The organism is Nocardia sp. NPDC003183 (genome assembly GCF_053590715.1).
Genome location: NZ_JBSFTG010000013.1, coordinates 18,400 through 39,829, shown reverse-complemented (window position 1 = coordinate 39,829; position 21,430 = coordinate 18,400). Strand labels below are relative to the sequence as shown.

Sequence of the window (21,430 nt, the reverse complement as noted above, 5' to 3'; positions counted from 1 at the left end):
CCCCGCACCGCGACTTCCGGCTTTCCGGCCGAGCCGCGACAGGTGGGCGGATGCCGTGCCGGATCGCGTTCGCGGTGTGGATTCCGATGGCGAAGTCCTTGAGTTGCTTCAACATATCTCCATGGTCGGACTTCCGTGTCATCGGGAGAAGTGGCATAGATGACGACTATCGCTAAGATTTAGACATGAGGTCTGTCTCCGTGCTGGCGTACGACGGGATGACGGCGTTCGAAACCGGCATCGTCATCGAGGTCTTCGGCCTGACCTGGCCCGATATCGAGCAGCCCTGGTACGAGCTGAAAATCTGCACCGAAACCCCCGAACCCGTCCGCGTGATCGGCGGCGCGACCATGACCAGCCCGTACGGTCTCGCGGAATTCGCCGCCGCCGACACGGTCGTGGTCCCGAGCGTCGCCGACCCGCGCGCGCGGACCTCGCCGGAATTGATCGACGCGCTGCGCCGGGCGCACCGCAACGGCTCCCGGATCGTGTCGATCTGCTCCGGCGCGTTCGCCCTGGCCGCCGCCGGCCTGCTCGACGGCCGCCGGGCCACCACGCACTGGCGATACGCCGACCTGCTGCGCGAGCGCTACCCCCTGGTCGAGGTCGACCCCGAGCCCCTCTACACCGACGAAGGCGACATCCTGACCAGCGCGGGCTGCGCCGCCGGGCTGGACCTGGCGCTCCATCTGGTTCGCAACGACCTGGGCGCGTCCGTCGCCAACGCCGTCGCCCGCCGCCTCGTCATCCAGCCCCACCGCGCGGGCGGCCAAGCTCAATACATCGAATCGCCCATGCCCCCCGAACCCCTCGACGCCCCCATCGCCCGCAGCCTCTCCTGGGCGCTCGAACACCTCGCCGACCCGATCGGCGTACCCGATCTGGCCCGGGTCGCAGGCCTCTCACCGCGCACCTACCTGCGCCATTTCGTCCGGGAAACCGGGGCGACGCCGAGCAAATGGCTGATCGCCCAGCGGATTCAGGCGGCACTGGCCATGCTCGAGACCGGCGACGCACCCATTGAGGAAATCGCGACCGCGGCCGGTTTCGCCACCCCGGTCACCTTCCGGCACCATTTCACGCGAGCCGTGCGCACCTCGCCGTCGTCGTACCGGCGCACCTTTCGGACAAGAAAAAGCCCCCCACCTGCGTGAACAAGTGAGGGGCTCGTGGCGGTGGCGGAGGGATTTGAACCCTCGGAGGGGGGTTACCCCTCACACGCTTTCGAGGCGTGCTCCTTAGGCCGCTCGGACACGCCACCGCCGACTACGGTACCGGAGTGGGTGCGGGATTGTTAAATCGGCTGGTCAGCGCCGGTTTTTGAAGAAGGTGTCGAGGAGGGCGACACAGTCCGGTTCGAGGATGCCGCCGCGGACTTCGGGGCGGTGGTTGAGGCGGCGATCGCGGACGACGTCCCAGAGCGAGCCGACGGCACCGGTTTTGGGTTCCCAGGCGCCGAACACGACCTTGCCGATTCGCGCCAGCACCAGGGCGCCCGCGCACATCGTGCACGGTTCGAGGGTGACAGCGAGGGTCGCGCCTTCGAGTCGCCAGCCGTCGCCGTGGACTGCCGCGGCCGCGCGCAAGGCCAGGACTTCGGCATGCGCGGTGGGGTCGCCGAGGGCTTCGCGCGCGTTGGTGGCGCGGGCCAGTTCACGACCTTGCGCGTCGAAGACGACGGCGCCGACCGGCACATCGCGCGGGTCGGCGTCGGCTGCGGCCGCCAGGGCGGCGCGCATCATCTCCTCGTCGGTCACCTCGGCATTTTGTCCAGGACCGCGGCGAATTCGTCGGCGAAACCGAGACGCTGGGCGATCATGCCGAGCTGCTCGTCGGGGTAGAGATCGGTGTCGGCGATGATCACACTGAGAACCGGTTCGGGCAGGCCCAGGTCGGCCAGGACGCCCAGGTCGCCCTCCTCCCACGGTTCGACGTCGTCGAGATCGTCGGGGTCGATGTCGGGAATCTCGACATTGAGCGCGTCGAGGACGTCGGCGGCGATGTCGTAGTCGATCGCCGCGGTGGCGTCGGAGACGAGCAGACGGGTGCCGCTCGGCGCGGGACGCAACACGATGAAGAATTCGTCATCGACGTCGATCAGGCCGAACACCGCACCTGAGCTGCGCAAAGCCTTCAATTCGGTCTCGGCGGCCGACAGATCGTGCAGGGCATCGGAGCTGAGCGGGCTGACCCGCCATGTGCCTTCTTCGCGGACCACGGCCACTGCGAACCCTTCGACGTCGAAGTCGTCATCCGACGTCGCCCTGTTCGTGCCCGAGCGCTGTGCTGCCATGGACCAAACGGTAGTCTGTCCCACCCCTAATGATGAACTCGTGTGCCAATCTGTTCGGATGAGCATCGACGAGCGTGGGGCTGTGTGCGTCCTCGGGACCGGCCTGATCGGCGGTTCGCTGCTGCGCGCCGCCGTCGCGGCGGGGTACCGGGCGTTCGGCTACAACCGCTCCGAATCCGGCGTCTCCGCGGCGTGTCAGGACGGTTTCGAGGTGTCCGGCGACCTGTCCGCGGTGCTGGCCCGGGCTGCCGAGCTGGACGCGCTGCTGGTGATCGCGGTGCCGATGCCCGCGGTCGAACACCTGCTGGCCGACATCGCCGTGCTCGCGCCCGGGTGCCCGCTGACCGATGTGGTGAGCGTGAAGGGGCCGGTGCTGGACGCGGTGCGAAAGCACGGACTCGAGGCCTTGTACGTCGGCGGGCATCCGATGACGGGAACGTCCCAATCCGGTTGGGCTGCCACTGATTCCGATCTTTTCCAGGGTGCGGTCTGGGCGGTCGGAGTGGACGAGGGAACGCGGGTGCAACCGTGGTCGCGGGTGGTGCGGCTCGCGTTGGACTGTGGTTCGGTGGTGGTACCGGTGCTCGCCGAGGAACACGATCGAGCTGTCGCGCGGATCTCGCACCTGCCGCATGTGCTGGCCGAAGCGCTGGCCGCGGCGGGGGCCGCGGGCGGGAAGCTGGCGCTCGGCCTGGCGGCGGGCTCGTTCCGAGACGGTACCCGCGTCGCGGGTACCGCGCCCGACCTCGTGCGTGCCATCTGCGAGCCGAACGCGACCGCGCTGGAACGGGTGCTCGACGAGGCCATCGAGACACTCGTCACTGCCCGCGAATCCCTGCGCGCGGACAGCCGTCTCGGCGAACTCGTCGAGACGGGTTTCCGCGGCCGCACCGCCTACGACGACCGCACGACCTGGAACATCACCGGCATCACGCCCGGCGCCGGCGACTGGCTCGGTGAACTTCACCGCGCCGGTCGTGACGGTGGGGTGCTCCGCGCGCTCTGAGTACTCGAGATCAGGCGCGTTCGGCCAGCCCCGGGTAGTCGAGGACGAAACCTTCCGGATCGACCGTCAGGGTGGCGCTCGAGACCGGCGATAGGACGTTGATCCCGTCGGACGCGCTCGAGTAGATGAGCTCGGCCTCCTGCACCAGCAGGTCGGGTAGTCGCACGTAGACGACGGGGACCTGGACGTCGCCGACGGCGTTCTGCAGGCCGAACCGGCGGATCGGCAGGGTGTTGAAGAACGGACTCAGCACCACGTCGACATCGAGTGCGCCGCCGAAGGTGGAGCGCACGTGCGTGCCGCCCGCGTCGACGAGCCAGTAGTTCTCCTCGTCGCGCGAGATCGAGGCATGGCGTTCACCGGCCGCCGTGGTGGTGCGCAGCGACAACCGTCGCGTCGCGCCCGCTTCGTCGGTGACCAGGTCGTACGACGCGCTGAATGCCGGGTGCTCATCGCCGGCGCAGCCGATCATCCGGCCCGCCGCCCTGATCCGATTGCCGTTCACCGTCACCCGCACCGATTCCATGCGGGTGTTGTCGTGGGCACGCCAGGTGAGCACCGCAGGCCACCGGGAGGCAGGTCTGATCTCGGTGGGGCCGTCGGCCGGGCCCGGGGCTGGGGTCGTCACCTCTCTACGGTAAGCGACACCAGCCCCGGCGCTGCACAACACGGGCGCATCACACCAGCGAATCCCGCCATGCGGCGTGCAATCCTGCGAAGCGGCCCTGGCCCGCGATCAGCTCGGCCGGTGCGCCGTCCTCCACGATCCGGCCGCCGTCGAGCACCAGCACCCGGTCGGCAATGGCCACGGTGGACAGCCGGTGGGCGATGATCACGGCCGTGCGGTCGCGCAGCAGGGTCTCCAGCGCGTGCTGCACCAGCCGCTCACCGGGGATATCCAGGCTGGAGGTGGCTTCGTCGAGGACGATCACCGCCGGATCGGCCAGGAACACCCGTGCGAACGCCACCAGCTGACGCTGGCCCGCCGAGAGCCTGCCGCCGCGCGTGCGCACGTCGGTGGCGTAGCCGTCGGGAAGCCCGCCGACGAAGGCGTCCAGCCCCACCGCGCGCGCGGCCGCGGTGACCTCGGCGTCGGTCGCCTCGGGCCTGCCGAGCCGGATGTTGTCGGCGATGGTGCCGGAGAACAGGTATGCCTCCTGCGTGATCATCACGACGTGCCTGCGCAGCTCGACATCGGCCAGGTGGCGCAGATCCACGTCGTCGAGCGTGATGACGCCACCGCTCGGGTCGTAGAACCGGGTGAGCAGTTTCGCCAGCGTCGACTTGCCCGCACCGGTGGCACCGACGAGCGCCACCACCTGTCCGGCCGGGATCTCCAGGTCGAATTCCGGCAGCACCGACGTGGTGTTGTAGCCGAACCACACCTGGTCCATCCGCACCGCACCGGTCGCCCGCTCGAGTGTCACCGGGCGTTCGGGTTCGGCGACCGCCGGTTCCTCCTCGAGCACGCCGGAGATCTTCTCCAGCGCCGCGGCGGCGGACTGGTAGGAGTTGAACACCTGCGCGAGTTCGTCGAGGGGGCCATAGAACTGGTCGAGGTAGAGCAGGTACGCGGCGAGCACACCGATCGCGAGGTTGCCCTCCATCACCTGCCAGGCGCCGACCAGCAGCACGATCACCGTGGTCAGCTTGCCGATGAAGTTGGAGAGCCCGACGTAGTCGCCCATCCCGCGGACCGCGGTGGTCGTCGCCTTCTGGTACGCCGAATCCTCGACGCCGAGGACCTCCTCGTTGCGATGTTCGCGCCGGAACGCCTGCACCGCCCGCATGCCGCTCATCGACTCGACGAACTGCACGACAACGCGCGAGATCGCCCCGCGCGTGCGCCGGTACCCCGCGCGCTGACGCCGCTGCGCCCACCGGGTGACCAGCACCAGCGGCACGAACCCGATCAGCACGATCGAGGCGAGCAGCGGGTCGAGCCAGATCAGCAGGGCCGCGATGGTCACCACCGAGATCACCGCGCTCAGCGCCTGATTCAGCGCGCCTTCGAGCAGTTCCTGGAGTGCTTCGATATCGCTGGTGAGCCGGGTGACGACCTTGCCCGAGGTGTACTTCTCGTGGAACGACACGCTCAATCGCTGCGTGTGCCGGAACGCGCGCACCCGCAGGTCGAACAGCACCCGCTGACTCAGCGACCCGGAGGCCCGCAGGAAGGCGAACGTGGTGAGCCCCGACAGCAACGTCACCGCGACGAATCCGGCGACGGTCGCGATCATCGGCGTCCAATTGCCCTGGCGGCCTTGGCTGATGCCGTGGTCGAGCCCGTAGGCGATGAACAGCGGCAGCGACACCTTGGCCGCGTTGTCGAGCAGGATCAGGACGAAGGTGAGAATCGCCTGCTTGCGGTAGGGCCGCACCAGATCGAGGAGCAATCGCCGGGATCGCCCGGCCAGCACCAGGTTTCCGGTCCCGGTGACGGCGTCGTCCTCCTTGGCGATACCGCGCCAGTCGGCCGCCAGATCGGCCTTCTCCTCCGGCACTTCCTTTTCCGTCGTCACCGTCTCGGTGCTCATGCTTCACCTCCCATCAGTTCGCGGTAGTGGCTGCTCGTGCGCAGCAGTTTCTCGTGGCTGCCCTCGGCGACGATGCGTCCGTCGGCGAGCAGCGCGACGCGGTCGGCCAGCGCGGCGGTGGACGGCCGGTGCGCGACGAGCAGAGTGGTAGCGCCGGAGAGCACCGCCCGCAGCTGATCCTGCACGCGCTCTTCGGTTTCCACGTCCAGCGCCGACAGCGGGTCGTCGAGGACCATGATCCGGCCGTGGGCGGCGGTATCGCCGGTGAGCACAGCTCTGGCCAGGGCCAGACGCTGACGCTGGCCGCCCGACAGACTCATGCCCTGCTCACCGATGCGGGTGTCGAGCCCCCACGGCAACGCGTCGACGAATTCGCTCGCCTGCGCGATATCGAGCGCCTGCCGCACGTCGACGTCGGTGGCACGCGCGTCGCCCAGTGCCACGTTCTCGCGCACGCTGGCCGAGAACAGCACCGGTTCCTCGAAAGCCACCGTCACCACCCGGCGCAGCTCCGCCAGGCGCAGCGTGGCGATGTCGACACCGTCGATGGTGATCCGGCCGCCGCTGACGTCGTAGAGCCGGGGAATCAGCTCGAGCAGCGCGGTCTTGCCGCTACCCGTCGCGCCGACGAGCGCGACCGTCTCCCCCGGCCGGATCCGCAGCGAGATCTCCTCCAGCACGGTGTGTTCCGGACCGCCCCCGGATCGCGGGTAGGCGAAGCGGACCCGGTCGATGACCAGTTCCCCGCGCAGCGGGTCAGGCAGTTTCGCCGGGTGCGGCGGGTCGGTGATGTCGAGCGGGGTGTCGATGATCTCCCAGAATCGATCGGCCGCGGTGCGCGCCTCGAACAGCTCCGACAGCAGGAAGCCGAGCCAGATGATCGGCCACTGCAGGAACGTGGCCAGCGTGATGCTCGCGACCAGCGTGCCGATCGTCATCGAGCCGTGCACCACCGAATAGCCACCCACCCCGAGCGACACCGCGATCGACACGGTCGGCAAGGTCACCAACGCCGCCCACAGCGTGGCGTCCAGGCGCACCTTCTCCATTTCCGTGCGCTGCAGCTCGCGCGAGAGCGCGGTGAAACGCGTCCCGAAGAAGCGGCCGCGCCCCAGCGCCTTGAGCACCCGCACGCCCTGCGCCGATTCCTGGGCGATGGTGGCCAGGTCGCCGGACTGGTCCTGCGAACGCCGCGAGGCCACCTCGAAGCGGCGGACGAAGCGCGCGCAGAACAGCGTCAGCGGCAGGGAGGTCACCGTGAAGATCAGTCCCACTTGCCAGTTCATCGCGAACAACACGATCAGCCCGGTGGGCATGATCACCCCGTTGACGATGAGGAACGGACCGGCGAACGCGACGAACCGCCGCAGCACCGACAGATCGTCGATGGCGCGCGAGAGCAGCTGACCCGACTGCCAGCCGTCGTGACGGCCGATCGAGAGGGCCTGCAGTTGCGTGAAAAGCTTGGCGCGCATGGTGATTTCGAACATCGTCGAGGGCTTGGACACCAGCCATCGCCTGCCCCACATACCGAACGATTCGAGTGATCCGAGCAGGAAGATCAGCGCGACCGGCGCCAGCAGACCGACGAAATCGCGCCGCGCGATCGGCCCGTCGACCACCCGTGCGATGACGAGCGGAATCGCGATCGCGGTGCTCGCGGTGACGATCGCCAGCGCGTTGGCCAGCAGCAGCGGCACCCGGTAGGGCCGGAGAAAGGGCAGAAATCGCCGCAGCGACCGCATTCCCCCACTCGACTGCGGCGACGGCCGCTCCGATCTGTCGGCCTCCGATTCGGCGGCCGCCAGCTCTGATGTGACAGACAAAACTCCCCCTTGATGTCCGGTCGGCTGGTTGGTTTTCCGGTACGGACGCCAGGTGATGTTCGCACTTGGGTCCGACAAGTTCGGCCCATCAAGAGTCCCAGAGCACCCCCACCCCCGGCCACCGATTTTCCTCGGCCCGAGCCCACCCGTCTACCCCCTGCCGAGCCACGCGGCACCCGTCGTCGGGAAGGATTCGTTCGCGGCCCGCACCTGTTCAGGGGACCGATACAATTCGCCCCAGGCGCGAGGGAACGGGTCGCTGAAGAGCGGACCACCCGGTGGCCGCTAACCCGAGCGCGCCGGCGCTCCGAAAACACAGGAGTCTCGTTGTCGCGGATGGTCGGGTTGTTCGCCGGGATCGGCGGGCTCGAACTCGGTCTGAGCAGGCATGGTTGGGCGTCGGAGCTGCTGTGTGAGATCGATCCCGGTGCCCAGGGTGTCCTCGCGGCGCGGTTCCCCGACACCGACCTGCACGGCGACATCACCCGCCTGCGGTCGCTCCCCGCGGGCACCGAGCTGGTCGCGGCGGGTTTCCCGTGCCAGGACCTCTCACAAGCCGGGCGCACCGCGGGCATCACCGGTCGTCGATCCGGCCTGGTCGACGAGGTTTTCCGGCTGGTGCGCAGGCAGCGCGGACCGCGGTGGCTGTTGATCGAGAATGTCCCGTTCATGCTGCAGCTGGGTCGCGGCGCGGCCATGCGCCACATCACCGCCGCGCTGGAGGAGCTCGGGTACGCCTGGGCCTATCGGGTCGTCGACGGTCGCGCGTTCGGCTTGCCGCAACGACGTCAGCGCGTGCTGATGCTGGCTTCGCGCACCGAGGACCCCCGCCAGGTGCTGTTCGGCGACGACGCCGGTCCCCGCGACTACGGCGATCCGGACTGCGATCCGTGCGGCTTCTACTGGACCGAGGGTGTGCGCGGCCTCGGCTGGGCGGTGAACGCGGTGCCGACCCTCAAGGGCGGTTCCGGTCTCGGCATCGCCAGTCCGCCCGCGGTCCGGTTGCCCGCGGGCGAGATCGTGACGCCGGGGATCGTCGACGGCGAACGATTACAGGGGTTCGACGCCGACTGGACCGCCCCCGCCCTCGATGTTCCCGGCGTGCGCCACGGTCATCGCTGGAAACTGGTGGGCAACGCGGTGAGCGTGCGGATGGCGAACTGGGTCGGCGAACGCCTGGCCGCGCCGTCGGACCCGCTGACCGTGGGAGAGCCGATAGCCGCGGGCCAGCCGTGGCCGAGCGCCGCCTGGGGACACGCGGGTGTCGTGCACCGCGTCCCCCTCTCGACCTGGCCGGTCCACGAGCCCTACGAGGACCTGAAGAACTTCCTCACCGAGCCCCGCCTGCTCTCTCCCCGCGCGACGGCGGGATTCCTGCGCCGCACCGAGATGGGAAGCCTGCGCTTCCCGCCCGGATTCCTCGACGACGTCCGGGATCACCTCGACCGCATGGGCGGCTGGGCGGCATGAGCGCGCGGCGGGCACACAACCGGGAATCGCCCGACGAGTCCGCCGCCTCGTCGAGGTCATCCGCTGCGCGCAAGCTCGTCACCGACGCCGCCACAAGCGCGCGCATGTCCAAGCAGCGACGCGCTGATACCGCTCCCGAGCTGGCACTACGCCGCGAATTGCACCGGGCGGGCCTGCGCTATTTCGTCGACCGTCCGCCCATCAAAGGTCAGCGCCGTCGCGCGGATGTGGTGTTTCCACGACTGCGCATCGCCGTCTACGTCGACGGCTGTTTCTGGCATCGCTGCCCTGACCACGCGACCGATCCGAAGAACAACGCGCAGTGGTGGGCCGACAAGCTGGCAGGCAATGTCGCCCGCGATCGCGCCACCGACATCGCCTTGACAGCGGCGGGCTGGGCGGTCATCCGGGTGTGGGAGCACGAAGATCCGCAGGCGGCGGCCGAGCGGATCACCGCACTGGTGAAACGCTCCAAACCTGACCGGTGACTATCGAGTTCTTCAGCGACGACGCGGACTGCGTTCGGCGCGAACCCGCACCCGTGCGCGCGACGACTCCGCCGCGACGAATCCGGACACGGCCAGCGCGAGGATCGTGGCAAAACCTGCCAGCGCGATCATGTAGCTCATCGAGGACCTCTCCGTTGGTTACCAAACACCCTGCACGGCGAACCTGACAGCAACCTGTGCGTGCCTGTGATGCCACGATGAAACCACGTCCCCGCTTTCGACGCGCCTGATCCGGGCGGTGGCAGCCGGACACGCACAATGGTCGGTGTGACCGAATTCGCACGGCACACCCGTGGCTACTCGTTGCTGATCGCGCTCGCGATCGCGATCGCGGGCCTGTGCTACTCGTCCTGGCTGCTGGAATTCGCGCTGCCGATCGGCACCGACCCGGTCAACGACTTCCTCAGCGAACTCGACGCCGAGGGCAAGCCCTACCGTGAGGTGTTCGGCACCGCCGACACCGTGGTCGGCCTGTTGCTGATCCCCGCGGCGCTGGGTGGACTGCTCGTTTTCCGGCGCCGCCGGCTGACCACGATCGGCTGGACAGCGCTGTTGTGTTTCGGCGCGTCCACCATCGCCGACGCCCTGCTCCCGCTCCACGACTGCGCCCCGGGAGACAGCGCGTGCGGCGGCGACAGCGGACTGTTTCCGCAACTGCATCAACCGCACGCGCTCACGAGCACACTGGCCGTCACCTCGATCGCGGTGGCGGCGTTCGCCTTCAGCGCCGCCGCCTACCGCTACCACCGCTGGCGGATCCTGCGGGAATTCGGTGTCGCCGTACTGGTTCTCGGGTCGGCGGCGACCATTTGGATGATGGTCGCCGACAACCTGTCCGGCTCCTACGCGCTCGGCATAGCCCAGCGAATCCAGGTCGGAACCATGTCGCTGTGGTTACTCGCCCTGGCCACCGCGGTACTCGTCGAAGCCCGCGAGTGGACTACTTGACGGTGATCTTCACCGTGTAGCCGTCGATCTTCGCCGGCAGCTTGGTCGTGTCCACCGCGAGCACCTCGCCGGTGTCCTGTGTACCGTTGGGCAGCGTCTTGGGCTTCAGCCCGAACGGGGGCTGTTCACCCTGGCTGGCGGCCAGGCCGAAGTCGCTGTCGTTGGCGATGTAGATGGTCTTGCCGCCGTCGAGGGTGGCGATGCCCTCGATCTTGTCGTGACCGAAGAACCTGCCCTTCTCGTCGAGTGCGGCGACCAGCGCGGAGAGGTCGAGGTTGCTCTTCTTCGCGACCGGGGTGACGCCCGCCTTGGTCAGCGCGGCGACGGCTTCGGTGGTCGGGGTGACCCCGATCAGCGTCTCCAGGGGCTTGCCGTCGATCAGCAGGCCGCCCTTCTCGGCGTCGTAAGTCGCGCCCGGCACGGCGGACTGCGGGCCGACATCGGTCGCGCCCGCGATGTCGATGGTCCAGATCTTCTTGTCCGACTTGGGCGCGAGGTTGCCGTCACGCTCGTCGACCAGGAACGTGGTGGCGCTCAGCGCGGTGATCTCCGAGACCGCGACCTTCGACTGCTTCGGGTTTTCCAGCGGGTACAGGAATTCCTTCTGCGCCTTGGTCTTCAGATCGACGGTCACGATCCGCGCGAACGGCACCTCCTTGGCCGAGCCGCTCAGTCCGGGGGTGTTGAGCGCGCTCTGCACCATGCCGACCAGGGTGCTGCCGTCGGGAGTGATGGTCAGCCCCTCCATGCCCTGGTTGGGTGTGCGCAGCGCGATCTCCTTCGGCAGGCCGCTGCCGGGCGCGAGCCGCTCGATCTCGGTGCCCGTGGCATCGAAATGCACCAGGAACGGACCGTATTCGTCGGAGATCCAGAAGGTGCCGTCGGCCAGTGCGACGAGGCCTTCGGGATCGATGCCGTGGTCGGTGGGCGGCAGGACATTGCCCTGGAGGTCCTTGATGGTCTCGCCGGTGCTCGCCGAGGTGTCGACCTGCCCGTTGAACGGCACGCCCGACTTGCTCCGCAGTTCGATGCTCGACTGCAGCACGGCCTTGGTGTCGACCAGCTTGAACCGGCCGATCTTGGGCACGAAACCCGGTGTGGGCGAGAGCTTCTCGTTCTTCGCCGGACCGTCGACGTTCGGGCCGCGGTCGGTGAGCCCGTAGAACTCGTCGGTGCTACCGGGCACCGCGGTCCAGGCCGAGCCGAACCCACTGCCCTGCACCGTGGTGCCACCGAACTCGCCGAGCACCGGAATATCGGTCGTGTAGAGGCGAACCGCGTCGGTGGTGGTGACGGTGAACTGGTCGAGACCGGTGTAGCCGGCGCTCGGGGTGTAGACGTAGGCGCCGTCGGCCCGGCGGGTGACATTGCCGTGCTCGGGCTCGAGGCTGACCCCCAGCACCGCGCTGGTACCCGCCTTGGCGACCAGGTCGTCGAGCGAGATCACCAGCGGCTGGTCCTTGCCGGCGGTGAAGCCGGCCGCGGAGTCCGGCGACGAGCAGCCCGCCACCACGGCGGCGGCGCACAAAGCTGCGGTGAGAGGGAAAAGACGAAGACCTGGACGCACGTTCATTTGCCATGCATACCGTCGCGATCCGACCACGAGACGACCGGGAAATGAATTGTCCTCCACCACGCGGTGGACCATTCTGGCAACCATGACCACAACTCGGGTGAACATTTCCTCAGCCTCCGATTTCGAAGATGTCGTCGGGTATTCGCGAGCGGTACGGGTCGGCGACCAGGTAGTCGTCAGCGGTACCACCGCCGCTGTCGCCGGTGGTGGCGCTGTCGGCGGCGACGACATCGGCGCCCAGACCCGTGAGGTCCTGGCTCGCATCGCCGCCGCGCTGGAGCAGGCCGGGGCAAGCGTGCGCGACGTGGTGCGCACGCGCATGTTCGTCACCGATATCGCCCGCTGGCCCGAGGTCGCGGCCGCCCATGCCGAAGTGTTCGGCACGATCCGCCCCGCGGCCTCCATGTACGAGGTCACCGCGCTGATCGCCCCTGACCTGCTGGTGGAGATCGAGGCCGACGCGATCATCGCTAGCTGAATCGTCACACGGAGCCGCTCCGGCGATCCGGCGTCGACGGCCGATCATCCCCAGTTGTCCACAGGTTCGGAGTTGTCCACAGAGCAGGTTCGACGCCGTCGTTCTCGCGTCCGCGGCGACGGCGGCGCACTACCCTCGAATCCGTGACCAGCGAAACGGCTACTCCCACCGACCTGCTCGATCAGGTCGCCGCCTCCACCGCGCGCTTCGACGCCGCCATCGGCACCCTCACCGATCCGGCGTTGGCCGAACCGTCCCTGTTACCGGGGTGGACGCGCGGTCACGTGCTGGCGCACATGGCACGCAATGCCGACAGCCTGTTGAACCTGCTGCTGTGGGCCCGCACCGGCATCGAGATGCCGCAGTACCCGAGCGTCGCCATTCGTGATGCCGATATCGAGGCAGGCGCACCCCGACCGCTGACCGTGCAGCACGCGGACTTCACCGCCACCGCGCACCGCTGGCAGGCCGTCGCCACCACCATGCCCGCCGCCGACTGGCAGGTCGAGGTCCGCAACCGCCAGGGCGGCACCCTCACCGCCGACCAGATCCCCTGGATGCGCCTGCGCGAGACCGAGATCCACCACGTGGACCTCGACGTCGGCTACACCGCCGCCGATTGGCCTGCCCCCTTCGTCGCGCGGCTTCTCCCCGAGACCATCGCGGACCTCTCCGCCAAACTCCAGCCCGAAGCCACCCCCACCTTCGACATCCAGTCCACCGACACAGATTTCATCGCCACCGTCGGCCCTGGCCGTCCCCACCACACCGTCCTCGGCCCCGCCACCGCCCTCCTCGGCTGGCTCGTCGGCCGTACCTCAGGTAGCGACCTGACCGGCCCCTTACCGCCGCTCCCGGCTTGGAAGTAGTCCCGACAGGGAAACCTCGCGACCTACGAAAGAACCTTCGCTCCAGCACAGTTCGGAGGTTCCACGTGGTCAGCGAATGCCGATTTTCGGGTCGGTGAAGCGGTTGGTGAAGATCTCGCCCGCTGTCAGCGCCGGTGGGATCGCCGCACCGCCTGCCACCAGGATCGGCCGCAGGTCCTCGAGGTTGCGCTGGGTTCGAGCCTGCTCGTAGGTGCCGAAGGAGCCGTCGGCCTCGTTGGCCAAAAGGCCGAGCTCGACGAGCTGCTTCGCGGCGAACTCCGCCTCACCTGCCGGATAGGGAGTGAATGCCGGTGTGCGAGAAACGATATCGACGACCTTGGCATTGGCGTCGGCTGGTGCGGAGCCGAAGTCGGCGCCGGCCTGCTGCACGATCGGTACCAACTTGGCCAGACACGGTGCCAGTCCGTCGACTGTGTCGGCGCGCACGGTGAGATTCGAGGCATAGGTGTCGAAGCCGGAGTTCTTGATCAGGTCGTAGGCCACCGGCTTGTTCCAGGCACGGGCCTCGTGCTCGTAGACGTACGGTTCCGCGCTGGCGAAACCCTGCTGGGCGATCGTCGGGTCGGCGACGAAGCGGGCCGGGGCGCCGTCGTATCCGGTATCGATCTGCGACTGTTTCAGCAGGCCCTTGGCCACCAGCCACTGCGGAAAGATCTGCTCCTTCGACACCACAACGGGCGCGTTCGAGCGGCCGATGTCGGCGATCGAACGCCAGTCCGGGTGACTCGCCGGATCCCACATCAGAATGGACGGGCTGTACTTCAGCAGCGGCGTGACAGCGACGACAGACTTGGCGGCACTCGCCGCGATCACCTGCTCGCCGTGCACCACCCCGAGCGTGACGGTGTCGTCGACGTACATGCGCGAGGGGACGGACTGGAAACCGATCGCGGGCCCACCCGCGCGCAGCTGCAACCGCACACCGGTGTCCTTACCGCCTGCCACCAGCGGCCCTTCGACCGACTTGGTCTCCTCGTCCACGCGGTACCCGGGCCCGAGCAGCTGGAACAACCCGCCCTGATCGGATTGCGGCTGCCACTGCAGCTGGATGGTGACCGTGTCCGGGCACACCCCGCGCAGTGTCTGCGCGGGCGCCGCGGGTTCGAGCGCGACAGCGGCGCCACCCTGATCCGGGGAATCGGTGCCGCAACCGGCGACGGCGAGCAGCGCCGCCAACAGCACTGCTCCCGAGGTCGCGGCGCGCCTGCGGTGTCGGTGGTTCTGCATGTCGTCCTCCTGGTCGTCGCGCCCTTCTGCGCGATGACTACATGCAACTTTTGGTCGATTTCCGGACCGTTACGTACTCACTACATGTCTGCTCTTCCATCAGTTCTGTAATGCGGAGGCAATACATGCAATAGACCCTGAAGAGATGACGTCCCCGTTCACCGTCCCCACCATCGACATCACTCCCTTTCTGACCGGCACCGACGATGCCGGTCGCGCGGCGGTCGCCGCCGAAATCGACACCGCTTGCCGCGAGGTCGGCTTCATGCAGATCGTCGGCCATGCCATCCCCGACGAGGTACTGGCCGGACTCACCGACGCGCTCGACGAGTTCTTCGCACTGCCACTCGACATCAAGAAGCGCTACCGGCGCTCGACCTCGGAGAACCGTGGCTACTCGCCGCCGAGGTCGGAATCGCTGAGCCTGAGTCTGGGACTGCCCACGGCGAATCAGATGAACGACTTCTACGAGGCTTTCATCGTCGGCACCCAGTCCACCGACTTCCCCGGCCTCGACCTACCCGCGTCGTCGTATGCCGCCAATAACTGGCCCGAGGCCGCGCCGGGCTTCCGTCCCGCGATCGACACCTACTTCGCCCACGCACAGCGGCTGTCGCGAATCCTGTTGCGCGCCTTCACCGCAGCCCTGCGGCTACCCGCCGACTACTTCGACACCCTCACCGACCATTCCATCGACGCGCTGAAGATGAACAACTACGCCCTGCCAGAGGGCGAACTGCGTCTCGACGGCGACATGACCGGCATGGGCGCACACACCGACTTCGGCATCCTGACCATCCTGTGGGCCGACCGCGTCCCCGGTCTCCAGGTGCTCGACAAACACGGCCACTGGCACAACGTGCAGCCCGCGCAAGGCGCTCTACTGATCAACCTCGGCGACGCGATGGCCCGCTGGACCAACGACCGCTGGATGTCCACCCTCCACCGTGTCGATCCGCCGATCATCGACGGCCACATCCGCCGCCGACGCTCCGCCGCCTTCTTCTTCGACGGCAACCACGACGCGGTGATCCAAGCCCTCCCCGGCACCCTCGCCCCCGGCGAACAGGGCTACCCCCCGATCACCGTCGCCGACAACATCAACGCGAAAGTCGCCGGCCTCAAAGGAATAGCCACCCCCGCCCCGACCGCCCGCGAAACCGCCAGAGTCCTGGCAGCGACCAGCCCGGATTGACCACACCTCCCACGAAAAAAAACCTCTTGATTGTTCCGTTGCTCTGCGGCTGTCTGCTGGCGTACCTCCAAACCTGCTGCTACCAGCGCCTTTTACGATCGTCGCTACGTCACCGTCTGCTGTCGTTTGTCCGAATCACCGGGGTTTGTAGTGGGAAAGTAGTGGGCGAGTCATAAGCCGACCCCGCAACCATCATGATGTCCGTGAGCGCCCCCCACCACCCTTTAGATGGACGAGGCGCCCACACGGGCTGCTTAGATGAGCGTCATGCACTTCTTTGGTTTGGGGCGGATCGTCAGTAGCGCCTTGGCGCTGTGGTTTACAGCGCTCGTAGCGGCAGTGACCTACGGACTGTTTCACCGATGGGGAGCTTCGCAGTGGGGTGACCTCGGAACATGGATTGCCGGCATTGGTACAACCGCAGCGGTAATCGTCGCACTTTGGCAGACCAAGCTGGCTCGCGACACCGCGACTGCAGCAACAGCGGCAGCTCAGGCTGAGATTGAGCGAGTCAACGAGCGTCTAGCACGTGAGCTACGGGCTGCGGACGATCGGCTGGCCCGCGAGCTCGACGCCTCGAGGCGGCTGGAGCAACTCCGAACACTGCCTCCGATTTGGGACCAGATCGGCGACCTCGCATTTCCGTTTCTTGCCTATCTGGATGCAGTCGGCGAGGCACACCTTCTAGTGACGCAGCAGGACGTCGACCGGTTCATGGAGGTGATGAATCCATGGATGGAAGCAATTCAACGCCTAGAACTCGTGTTCACCCCTGCTCTGATGCTGATTAGCGAGCCAAACACACAGGATGCGGTGACTCAGCTGTACAAGCGCACGAGACGGCTACAGGTGCTGAGCCAAGAAGCCTGCGGCACTGCCATGCGAGACAAGCAGCAGCCCGATTTGCAACCTCTGCGTGACCTAATGAAAGAGATCAATACAAGCAGAAAGACGATGACGAATATTGTCCGCGAGCATCTGACCGAAGCCGCTCCACTGCAGTCAGACTGAACACGCAGAGCATTAGTCGGCCGCGGCTTCTGACCCGCTTGATAGGGGTTTCGGGCCAACCCCGCAAGCGTGCCGATCCGTCGTCGTCCCCGCCTTCCTGATCGGGACCACAGACAGTCGACCCGGAAAGGAGTGGACCTCTTCGTCCCAAACGTTGCTCCGGGCTACCGTCTGGTACCTTTTCATGCCTCTGAGCTGGGTGGCAGGGTCTTGTGGCGCATTCCCGTACGGTCCTGTGCCGGGCATTTGCTGCCTTTCTGCTGCCTCAGGGCGTGAGATGCGAGCTCGCGCGTTCCTGGTAGAGGGCGAATGCCTTATTTGTCATCGTCGTTGCGGCAGCGACAGCTCCCGCGATCGCGACATAGTCGATCGCGTGCTCATGGTAACTGCGTCCATCTGGACCGACGAATGTCTGTGTAGGACGTTTGAGTAGGTTCGGCCAGCTCAGACCGTGCGCGTGACCTGAGTGAACTCGCCACGACATCATTATTCCTCGGTATGTATTGCCGCCGGTTGGATCGAGGTAGCCCGCTGCCGCAGAAACTATCGTCGTGTCAGATGGCCTGCCGTGCTTATTGAGCGTGAGGCCCAGACTGTTCTGAGCCAACTGCTTGAGGTCATCCATCTCGGACTGAACGTGACCTTTGGCGGCGATGGCGGCGGGGTCAGAAGGGGCATCCGCGCTGGTGCCCTCGATGTGGTTCATGAGGTTTCGTGTGTCGTCGTAGAGAACCCAAAGCGCTCGCTCCTGGCGGGTTCGGCGGCTGCTCGGACTAAGAATCCATACCGTTCGTGCCGCTGCGAAGAGCGATGCTCGCGCGAGCGTGAAGTGTGCGACTGGCCGTGCCTTGTCCGCAGACAGACTGTCGACCATTAGCCCGAGATGGTCGGTCGCCGCAATCAACCCTAGCCAAGCTGCGTTCCTGACCGGCTCTTTCGCGTGGATACGGTCGTCGCCTAACAGTGCGCTTGAGGGCTCCGCCGGATCGGGCGTGCTCAACCAGTCGTACCAACCGACAGTGGCGCTGCGGACCTTTTCAAGGCGTTCTGCCCAGTCAGGCACCGAATTCGAGGGATCGGTCATAGAACCGGCACAGTAGAGCAAATCCGGAATAGGCGACACTTGATTTTGGTAGGACCACGTCGCTGATGCACCGACACGTCGGAACCGGTGACTTCCCTTCCCTTGCTTCCTCATACTGGCCATCTCTGTGCTGAGGGAAGGGCTGGTCAAGGGGGCCGATGGCATCACGGAGTGACACCAAGCGCCCTTTACTCATCCGCACCGAAGTCAGATACTCGGGCCATCAGAGGAAGGCTGGGACGCCAAACCTCACCAGAGCGCGCGGTAGTGTCCGATCGTGTTCGTCGATAGGGGGTTCCCGCGTGGCCGTGCCCAATACTCATCCGGTCGTTAAGTGGTGGTCCAGCGGATCGGACAGTTGGTGGGACGTTCCCGTGGTCCTGCTGATCGTTATCGCCGGTAGCACCGCCGGGTTCGGCGCCTTCGAAGCCTGGAATCAAGGGCATTGGCCCCTGTTCGCGCTGCTCGCAGTTGTGGCGACCGCCTGCGTTGTGGCTGCCGGTCCGAAGTTGCTCGGGGAAGCTGTGGTCTACCTGCTGGTCGCGCTGCGGGTGTTGTCGCTACCGCTGATGGTGTTTCCGAAGCCTCGTGCCTGGTTGAATCGCGTCTGGGATGGCGTGGACGAAGAGCCGTCGAAGAAGTAGCCGGCCGCCGCCGACCTCACCGCGGATTCGTTCAGCAACTCGTCTGGGGTTGGTGCCCTGCCGTCCCGCGTAGGGAAGGCGTCGCCACGCGGGCGGCAGGGGTTCCGGCGAATCAGTGCGCCGGGTCCGGGCTGGGATCAACATCGTTGGCGATCCGCTGCCGACCTCGTTGTCGGTGCCCGGAAGGGTAAAGGGGGCCGAAGCCCCATTGGGCGGGTTAGGTGCCGTCGACGCCGCAGCCCATGCAGAGCAGGACGTAGCCGTCGAGGTACCAGACACCGGGCATGTCCCAGCAGCGGCAGTTGCGGGGCTCGAAGGGCCATTCGTGGTCGGGGAACATCGCCCGGCCGACCTGGACCGGGGTGCCATAGGCGCAGTCGGCGACGGTGACGGTGATCCACTCGCCGCCGAGGCTGGAGAGGTCGGGGAGTTCGTGCAGTGCGTAGCTCATGATCGGGTGCCTTCCTGCTGGGGTGGTCTGATTGAGGGCGTCTCGAGCACGGCTGTGGTGGGTGTCAAGGGTTGCGATAGCAATCACGTAGTGACGCCGCTAGGCGCCCTTGATGCCCGCCGCAGTCGTGCTAGCCCTGGATCGATCAGACCGCCACGGCAGGAAGGTGCCTGGGCGACCACTGCACGAACTCCTCGAGCACGGTGGTGATGGACCCACACACGTAACCCGATGAGGTACCCGGTCCGGCCGCGCGGTGGTCCCCGACCACGCATGGCCCTTCGAACCCCGCCCTACGCTGGGACGTGCCCGGTGTCTGGTACCTCGTCGTCGGATCCGGACCAGTAGCAGCGGCCGCGGCTTCTGAACCGTCCGAGGGGCTTCGGACCAACCCGCAACGTGCCGATCGTCGTCCGAGTCCGTCGCTTGCGCGGGACCACAGCCAGTCGACCGGGCAGAGTGCCGGCGGATTTGTCCTCGGCTGCGGGAGGTCAATCGGGTACGGCTCTCGTCGCGCCCACACTGCTCGGTTGATGCAAGAAGCGAGCTCGTAGAGGAATAGCCGCCTTCGGTATGCGCGTGCTCGTCGCCGATGTGCCGACGCGCCGGGCGGTGAGGTACGAGCAAGCCCGCTGCGCGTCGAAGCGCGGCGGCGGCGCGCATGCGCCGCCGCTAGGCGCTCTTGACTCTATATAGCGAAATTCAGCAACAACTCCGTGAAGGTGGCTGGTTCAGACCTTCGGGTGTCGGATTTGGCTGATCCTGCCCTTGGTCAGGCCGAGGCGCTGAGCAATCTCGGTAGCGGTGACACCGGCTCTGTAGGCGTCTTCGATGGCAACCTGACGGATGCTGGACAGCTCAGCCAGACGGATCTGATACTGGGTGCTCAGCTCGGTTGCGAGTTGGGCACGGCGAATTGGGTCGGCGATTGCGCGGATTCGTTCGGTCTCGCCGATTGCCTCTTCAGGCATCCCGGTGTCGTTGTCGTCCGGAAGCTGTTCGGCAACAAAGGCTCCTCGCCTTCGGATGGTTCGGACGAGCCCCCTCGACTTCAGTAGGCGAACTGCATCGCGGATGACGATGTTGGAAACGCCGTGGCGCTCAGCCATTTCAGCCTGACTGGGTAGCGGCGAGCTGGGGCTCAGTAAGCCTTCGTGAATCTGCCGCGTGTATTCATCAGCGATGCGTTCATAGGCAGGCTTGCGTCCAGCTCCGTCCTCGTCGATCTGTTCGAAAGGCGCAGGTTCAATGGTTGCGGTGCGCGGAGCTGTGACGATCCGGTGTGATCGGCTGCGTGCATGGACGTAGCCGTCGGCGATCAGTAGCTGCATGGCCTCGGTGACTGTGCGTGGGCTAGCTCGCCAATGCGCTGAGAGTTCGCGAGTGGTCGGCAATAGCTGTCCATCGCGGAGGGTTCCACTGTCGATGTCGCCCTTGATCGCCCGAGCGATGCGGGTGTGTGCCCGGTCGGGCGGGGAATCAGGGTTGGACACGCGGCCTCCTCGGGTGGCTGTGTCAGCTGAGTGTGCCACGCCTACAAGTACATCGGGCGCGTGTGGAGCTCAAGCGGGAAGCAGCCGAGATGTGTACCCGGCGTGGACAAGTCGGGTGAACGACTCCATGACGTCGTCGGGTATGTCTTGCTCGATCGCCCACCCCTGCTCGGGATACTTCCAGATTCGCTGCGTGTCGCCGACCAGCATGTCGATCACGCGTTCTGCGTCACCGATGGTCGCGATGTAGTCGTCCAGGGCGAGGGGCAACGACGAACAGATGACGTCGACCTCCGGCCACTGCTTGCGCAGAATCGCGTAACTGCGGCGCTGTTGATAGGGCCGAGAGACCACGGTTACAGATCGGATCGCGTCGGCCAAGCCCCGGCTCTCCAGCACGTTTCGGGTGAACTGGATGTTCTCGGTGGTATTCGTTGCTCGCGGCTCGAGGATGATTGCCTCGGCGGGCACACCCCGTTCGATGGCATGTTCCCTGTAGTGCACGGCTTCCCCTCGCGGAAACCGGGCAACAGTCGTAGGTACGTTCGCCCCGGTGAAGACAATGCGTGGGAACATGCCGGATCGGAACAGGTCTGCGGTGTGGGTGGCAACGCCCAAATCATGGCTGCCGAGGCCAATACCGACGTCGGTCGGTCGAATGTCATGGTGGAGTTGGTTGTACTGCCACAGCGTTTCGACATCGGCCCGAACCACGGCGGGATAGGCGGTTGTCGGCAGCGGAGGCACCTCTCAGTCGGGCAGCTTGACGTCGTACGTCCACGAGAACCTGTG

22 protein-coding genes and 1 tRNA gene are annotated in these 21,430 nt (G+C 66.6%); 10 read left to right on the top strand and 13 right to left on the bottom strand.

Annotated elements, in window-relative coordinates; all coding sequences use genetic code 11:
* The first annotated feature begins 185 nt into the window (after nt 1-185).
* Entirely contained in the window at nt 186-1,154 is a 969-nt protein-coding gene (locus ACWDXS_RS27750) for a GlxA family transcriptional regulator (protein WP_379318168.1), read from the top strand.
* Nucleotides 1,155-1,170: 16 nt separating this feature from the next.
* Here ACWDXS_RS27750 and ACWDXS_RS27745 read toward each other — a convergent pair.
* The 3 genes from ACWDXS_RS27745 to ACWDXS_RS27735 form a co-directional block, all read right to left on the bottom strand.
* Nucleotides 1,171-1,261 (bottom strand) — tRNA-Ser (locus tag ACWDXS_RS27745).
* Nucleotides 1,262-1,307: 46 nt separating this feature from the next.
* Nucleotides 1,308-1,742: a nucleoside deaminase gene (locus ACWDXS_RS27740; RefSeq protein ID WP_449970240.1), complete on the bottom strand. Its 435-nt coding sequence runs from the start codon at nt 1,740-1,742 to the stop codon at nt 1,308-1,310.
* 11 nt (nt 1,743-1,753) lie between these two features.
* On the bottom strand, nt 1,754-2,293 hold the full coding sequence (locus tag ACWDXS_RS27735; RefSeq protein ID WP_378638527.1) for a tRNA adenosine deaminase-associated protein: 540 nt from the start codon (nt 2,291-2,293) through the stop codon (nt 1,754-1,756).
* 58 nt (nt 2,294-2,351) lie between these two features.
* On the opposite strand from ACWDXS_RS27735, the gene ACWDXS_RS27730 reads away from it, so the two are divergent.
* Nucleotides 2,352-3,299, top strand: a complete 948-nt coding sequence (locus tag ACWDXS_RS27730) for a prephenate dehydrogenase (RefSeq protein WP_449970033.1) — start codon at nt 2,352-2,354, stop codon at nt 3,297-3,299.
* Nucleotides 3,300-3,309: 10 nt separating this feature from the next.
* On the opposite strand, the gene ACWDXS_RS27725 is transcribed toward ACWDXS_RS27730, so the two are convergent.
* The 3 genes from ACWDXS_RS27725 to ACWDXS_RS27715 are packed head-to-tail and all read right to left on the bottom strand — an operon-like array spanning nt 3,310 to nt 7,662.
* Nucleotides 3,310-3,927, bottom strand: a complete 618-nt coding sequence (locus tag ACWDXS_RS27725) for a putative glycolipid-binding domain-containing protein (protein ID WP_378994471.1) — start codon at nt 3,925-3,927, stop codon at nt 3,310-3,312.
* A 49-nt stretch (nt 3,928-3,976) separates the two neighbouring features.
* Nucleotides 3,977-5,836: an ABC transporter ATP-binding protein gene (locus ACWDXS_RS27720; RefSeq protein WP_449970030.1), complete on the bottom strand. Its 1,860-nt coding sequence runs from the start codon at nt 5,834-5,836 to the stop codon at nt 3,977-3,979.
* Nucleotides 5,833-7,662, bottom strand: a complete 1,830-nt coding sequence (locus tag ACWDXS_RS27715; protein ID WP_449970027.1) for an ABC transporter ATP-binding protein — start codon at nt 7,660-7,662, stop codon at nt 5,833-5,835. The genes ACWDXS_RS27720 and ACWDXS_RS27715 overlap by 4 nt, the downstream gene beginning before the upstream one ends.
* A 336-nt stretch (nt 7,663-7,998) precedes the next feature.
* Between ACWDXS_RS27715 and ACWDXS_RS27710 the strand changes: the two genes are divergently transcribed.
* A complete protein-coding gene (locus tag ACWDXS_RS27710) occupies nt 7,999-9,132 on the top strand; it encodes a DNA cytosine methyltransferase (RefSeq protein ID WP_378638684.1) in 1,134 nt (377 codons plus the stop codon).
* Nucleotides 9,129-9,620: a very short patch repair endonuclease gene (locus ACWDXS_RS27705; protein ID WP_449970024.1), complete on the top strand. Its 492-nt coding sequence runs from the start codon at nt 9,129-9,131 to the stop codon at nt 9,618-9,620. The genes ACWDXS_RS27710 and ACWDXS_RS27705 overlap by 4 nt, the downstream gene beginning before the upstream one ends.
* 12 nt (nt 9,621-9,632) lie before the next feature.
* Here the strand turns inward: ACWDXS_RS27705 and ACWDXS_RS27700 are convergent, their stop codons facing one another.
* A complete protein-coding gene (locus tag ACWDXS_RS27700; RefSeq protein WP_387445948.1) occupies nt 9,633-9,761 on the bottom strand; it encodes a hypothetical protein in 129 nt (42 codons plus the stop codon).
* Between the two features lie 147 nt (nt 9,762-9,908).
* Here ACWDXS_RS27700 and ACWDXS_RS27695 point away from each other — a divergent pair, with 147 nt between their 5' ends.
* Nucleotides 9,909-10,589: a DUF998 domain-containing protein gene (locus ACWDXS_RS27695; RefSeq protein WP_449970022.1), complete on the top strand. Its 681-nt coding sequence runs from the start codon at nt 9,909-9,911 to the stop codon at nt 10,587-10,589.
* Here ACWDXS_RS27695 and ACWDXS_RS27690 read toward each other — a convergent pair.
* Nucleotides 10,582-12,162 carry an esterase-like activity of phytase family protein gene (locus ACWDXS_RS27690; RefSeq protein WP_449970019.1) on the bottom strand — a complete coding sequence of 527 codons (1,581 nt, stop codon included), beginning with the start codon at nt 12,160-12,162 and terminating at the stop codon, nt 10,582-10,584. The genes ACWDXS_RS27695 and ACWDXS_RS27690 overlap by 8 nt on opposite strands.
* Nucleotides 12,163-12,247: 85 nt before the next feature.
* Between ACWDXS_RS27690 and ACWDXS_RS27685 the strand changes: the two genes are divergently transcribed.
* The gene (locus ACWDXS_RS27685; protein ID WP_379312399.1) at nt 12,248-12,643 is read left to right on the top strand and encodes a Rid family hydrolase; all 396 of its coding nucleotides are present in this window, start codon (nt 12,248-12,250) and stop codon (nt 12,641-12,643) included.
* Nucleotides 12,644-12,786: 143 nt separating this feature from the next.
* Nucleotides 12,787-13,512 (top strand): maleylpyruvate isomerase family mycothiol-dependent enzyme, encoded by a 726-nt coding sequence (locus tag ACWDXS_RS27680; protein WP_378994486.1) that lies wholly within the window; start codon nt 12,787-12,789, stop codon nt 13,510-13,512.
* 69 nt (nt 13,513-13,581) lie between these two features.
* Here ACWDXS_RS27680 and ACWDXS_RS27675 read toward each other — a convergent pair whose 3' ends face one another.
* A complete protein-coding gene (locus ACWDXS_RS27675; RefSeq protein WP_378994488.1) occupies nt 13,582-14,760 on the bottom strand; it encodes a nitrate ABC transporter substrate-binding protein in 1,179 nt (392 codons plus the stop codon).
* Nucleotides 14,761-14,905: 145 nt separating this feature from the next.
* On the opposite strand from ACWDXS_RS27675, the gene ACWDXS_RS27670 reads away from it, so the two are divergent.
* The gene (locus tag ACWDXS_RS27670; protein ID WP_449970014.1) at nt 14,906-15,955 is read left to right on the top strand and encodes an isopenicillin N synthase family dioxygenase; all 1,050 of its coding nucleotides are present in this window, start codon (nt 14,906-14,908) and stop codon (nt 15,953-15,955) included.
* Between the two features lie 258 nt (nt 15,956-16,213).
* A complete protein-coding gene (locus ACWDXS_RS27665) occupies nt 16,214-16,966 on the top strand; it encodes a hypothetical protein (protein WP_449970012.1) in 753 nt (250 codons plus the stop codon).
* A 265-nt stretch (nt 16,967-17,231) separates the two neighbouring features.
* On the opposite strand, the gene ACWDXS_RS27660 is transcribed toward ACWDXS_RS27665, so the two are convergent.
* Entirely contained in the window at nt 17,232-18,050 is an 819-nt protein-coding gene (locus ACWDXS_RS27660) for a hypothetical protein (protein ID WP_449970009.1), read from the bottom strand.
* Between the two features lie 374 nt (nt 18,051-18,424).
* Between ACWDXS_RS27660 and ACWDXS_RS27655 the strand changes: the two genes are divergently transcribed.
* Nucleotides 18,425-18,694 carry a hypothetical protein gene (locus ACWDXS_RS27655; protein WP_449970006.1) on the top strand — a complete coding sequence of 90 codons (270 nt, stop codon included), beginning with the start codon at nt 18,425-18,427 and terminating at the stop codon, nt 18,692-18,694.
* Nucleotides 18,695-18,911: 217 nt separating this feature from the next.
* Here ACWDXS_RS27655 and ACWDXS_RS27650 read toward each other — a convergent pair whose 3' ends face one another.
* The 3 genes from ACWDXS_RS27650 to ACWDXS_RS27640 all read right to left on the bottom strand — a co-directional run bounded on the left by ACWDXS_RS27650 (nt 18,912) and on the right by ACWDXS_RS27640 (nt 21,352).
* Nucleotides 18,912-19,145 (bottom strand): hypothetical protein, encoded by a 234-nt coding sequence (locus ACWDXS_RS27650; protein ID WP_449970003.1) that lies wholly within the window; start codon nt 19,143-19,145, stop codon nt 18,912-18,914.
* 731 nt (nt 19,146-19,876) lie between these two features.
* Complete coding sequence (locus ACWDXS_RS27645) at nt 19,877-20,638, bottom strand: GntR family transcriptional regulator (RefSeq protein WP_449970001.1); 762 nt, start codon at nt 20,636-20,638, stop codon at nt 19,877-19,879.
* 69 nt (nt 20,639-20,707) lie between these two features.
* Nucleotides 20,708-21,352, bottom strand: coding sequence for a YdcF family protein (locus ACWDXS_RS27640; RefSeq protein WP_449969998.1), 645 nt, complete (start codon nt 21,350-21,352; stop codon nt 20,708-20,710).
* Between the last annotated feature and the right edge of the window lie 78 nt (nt 21,353-21,430).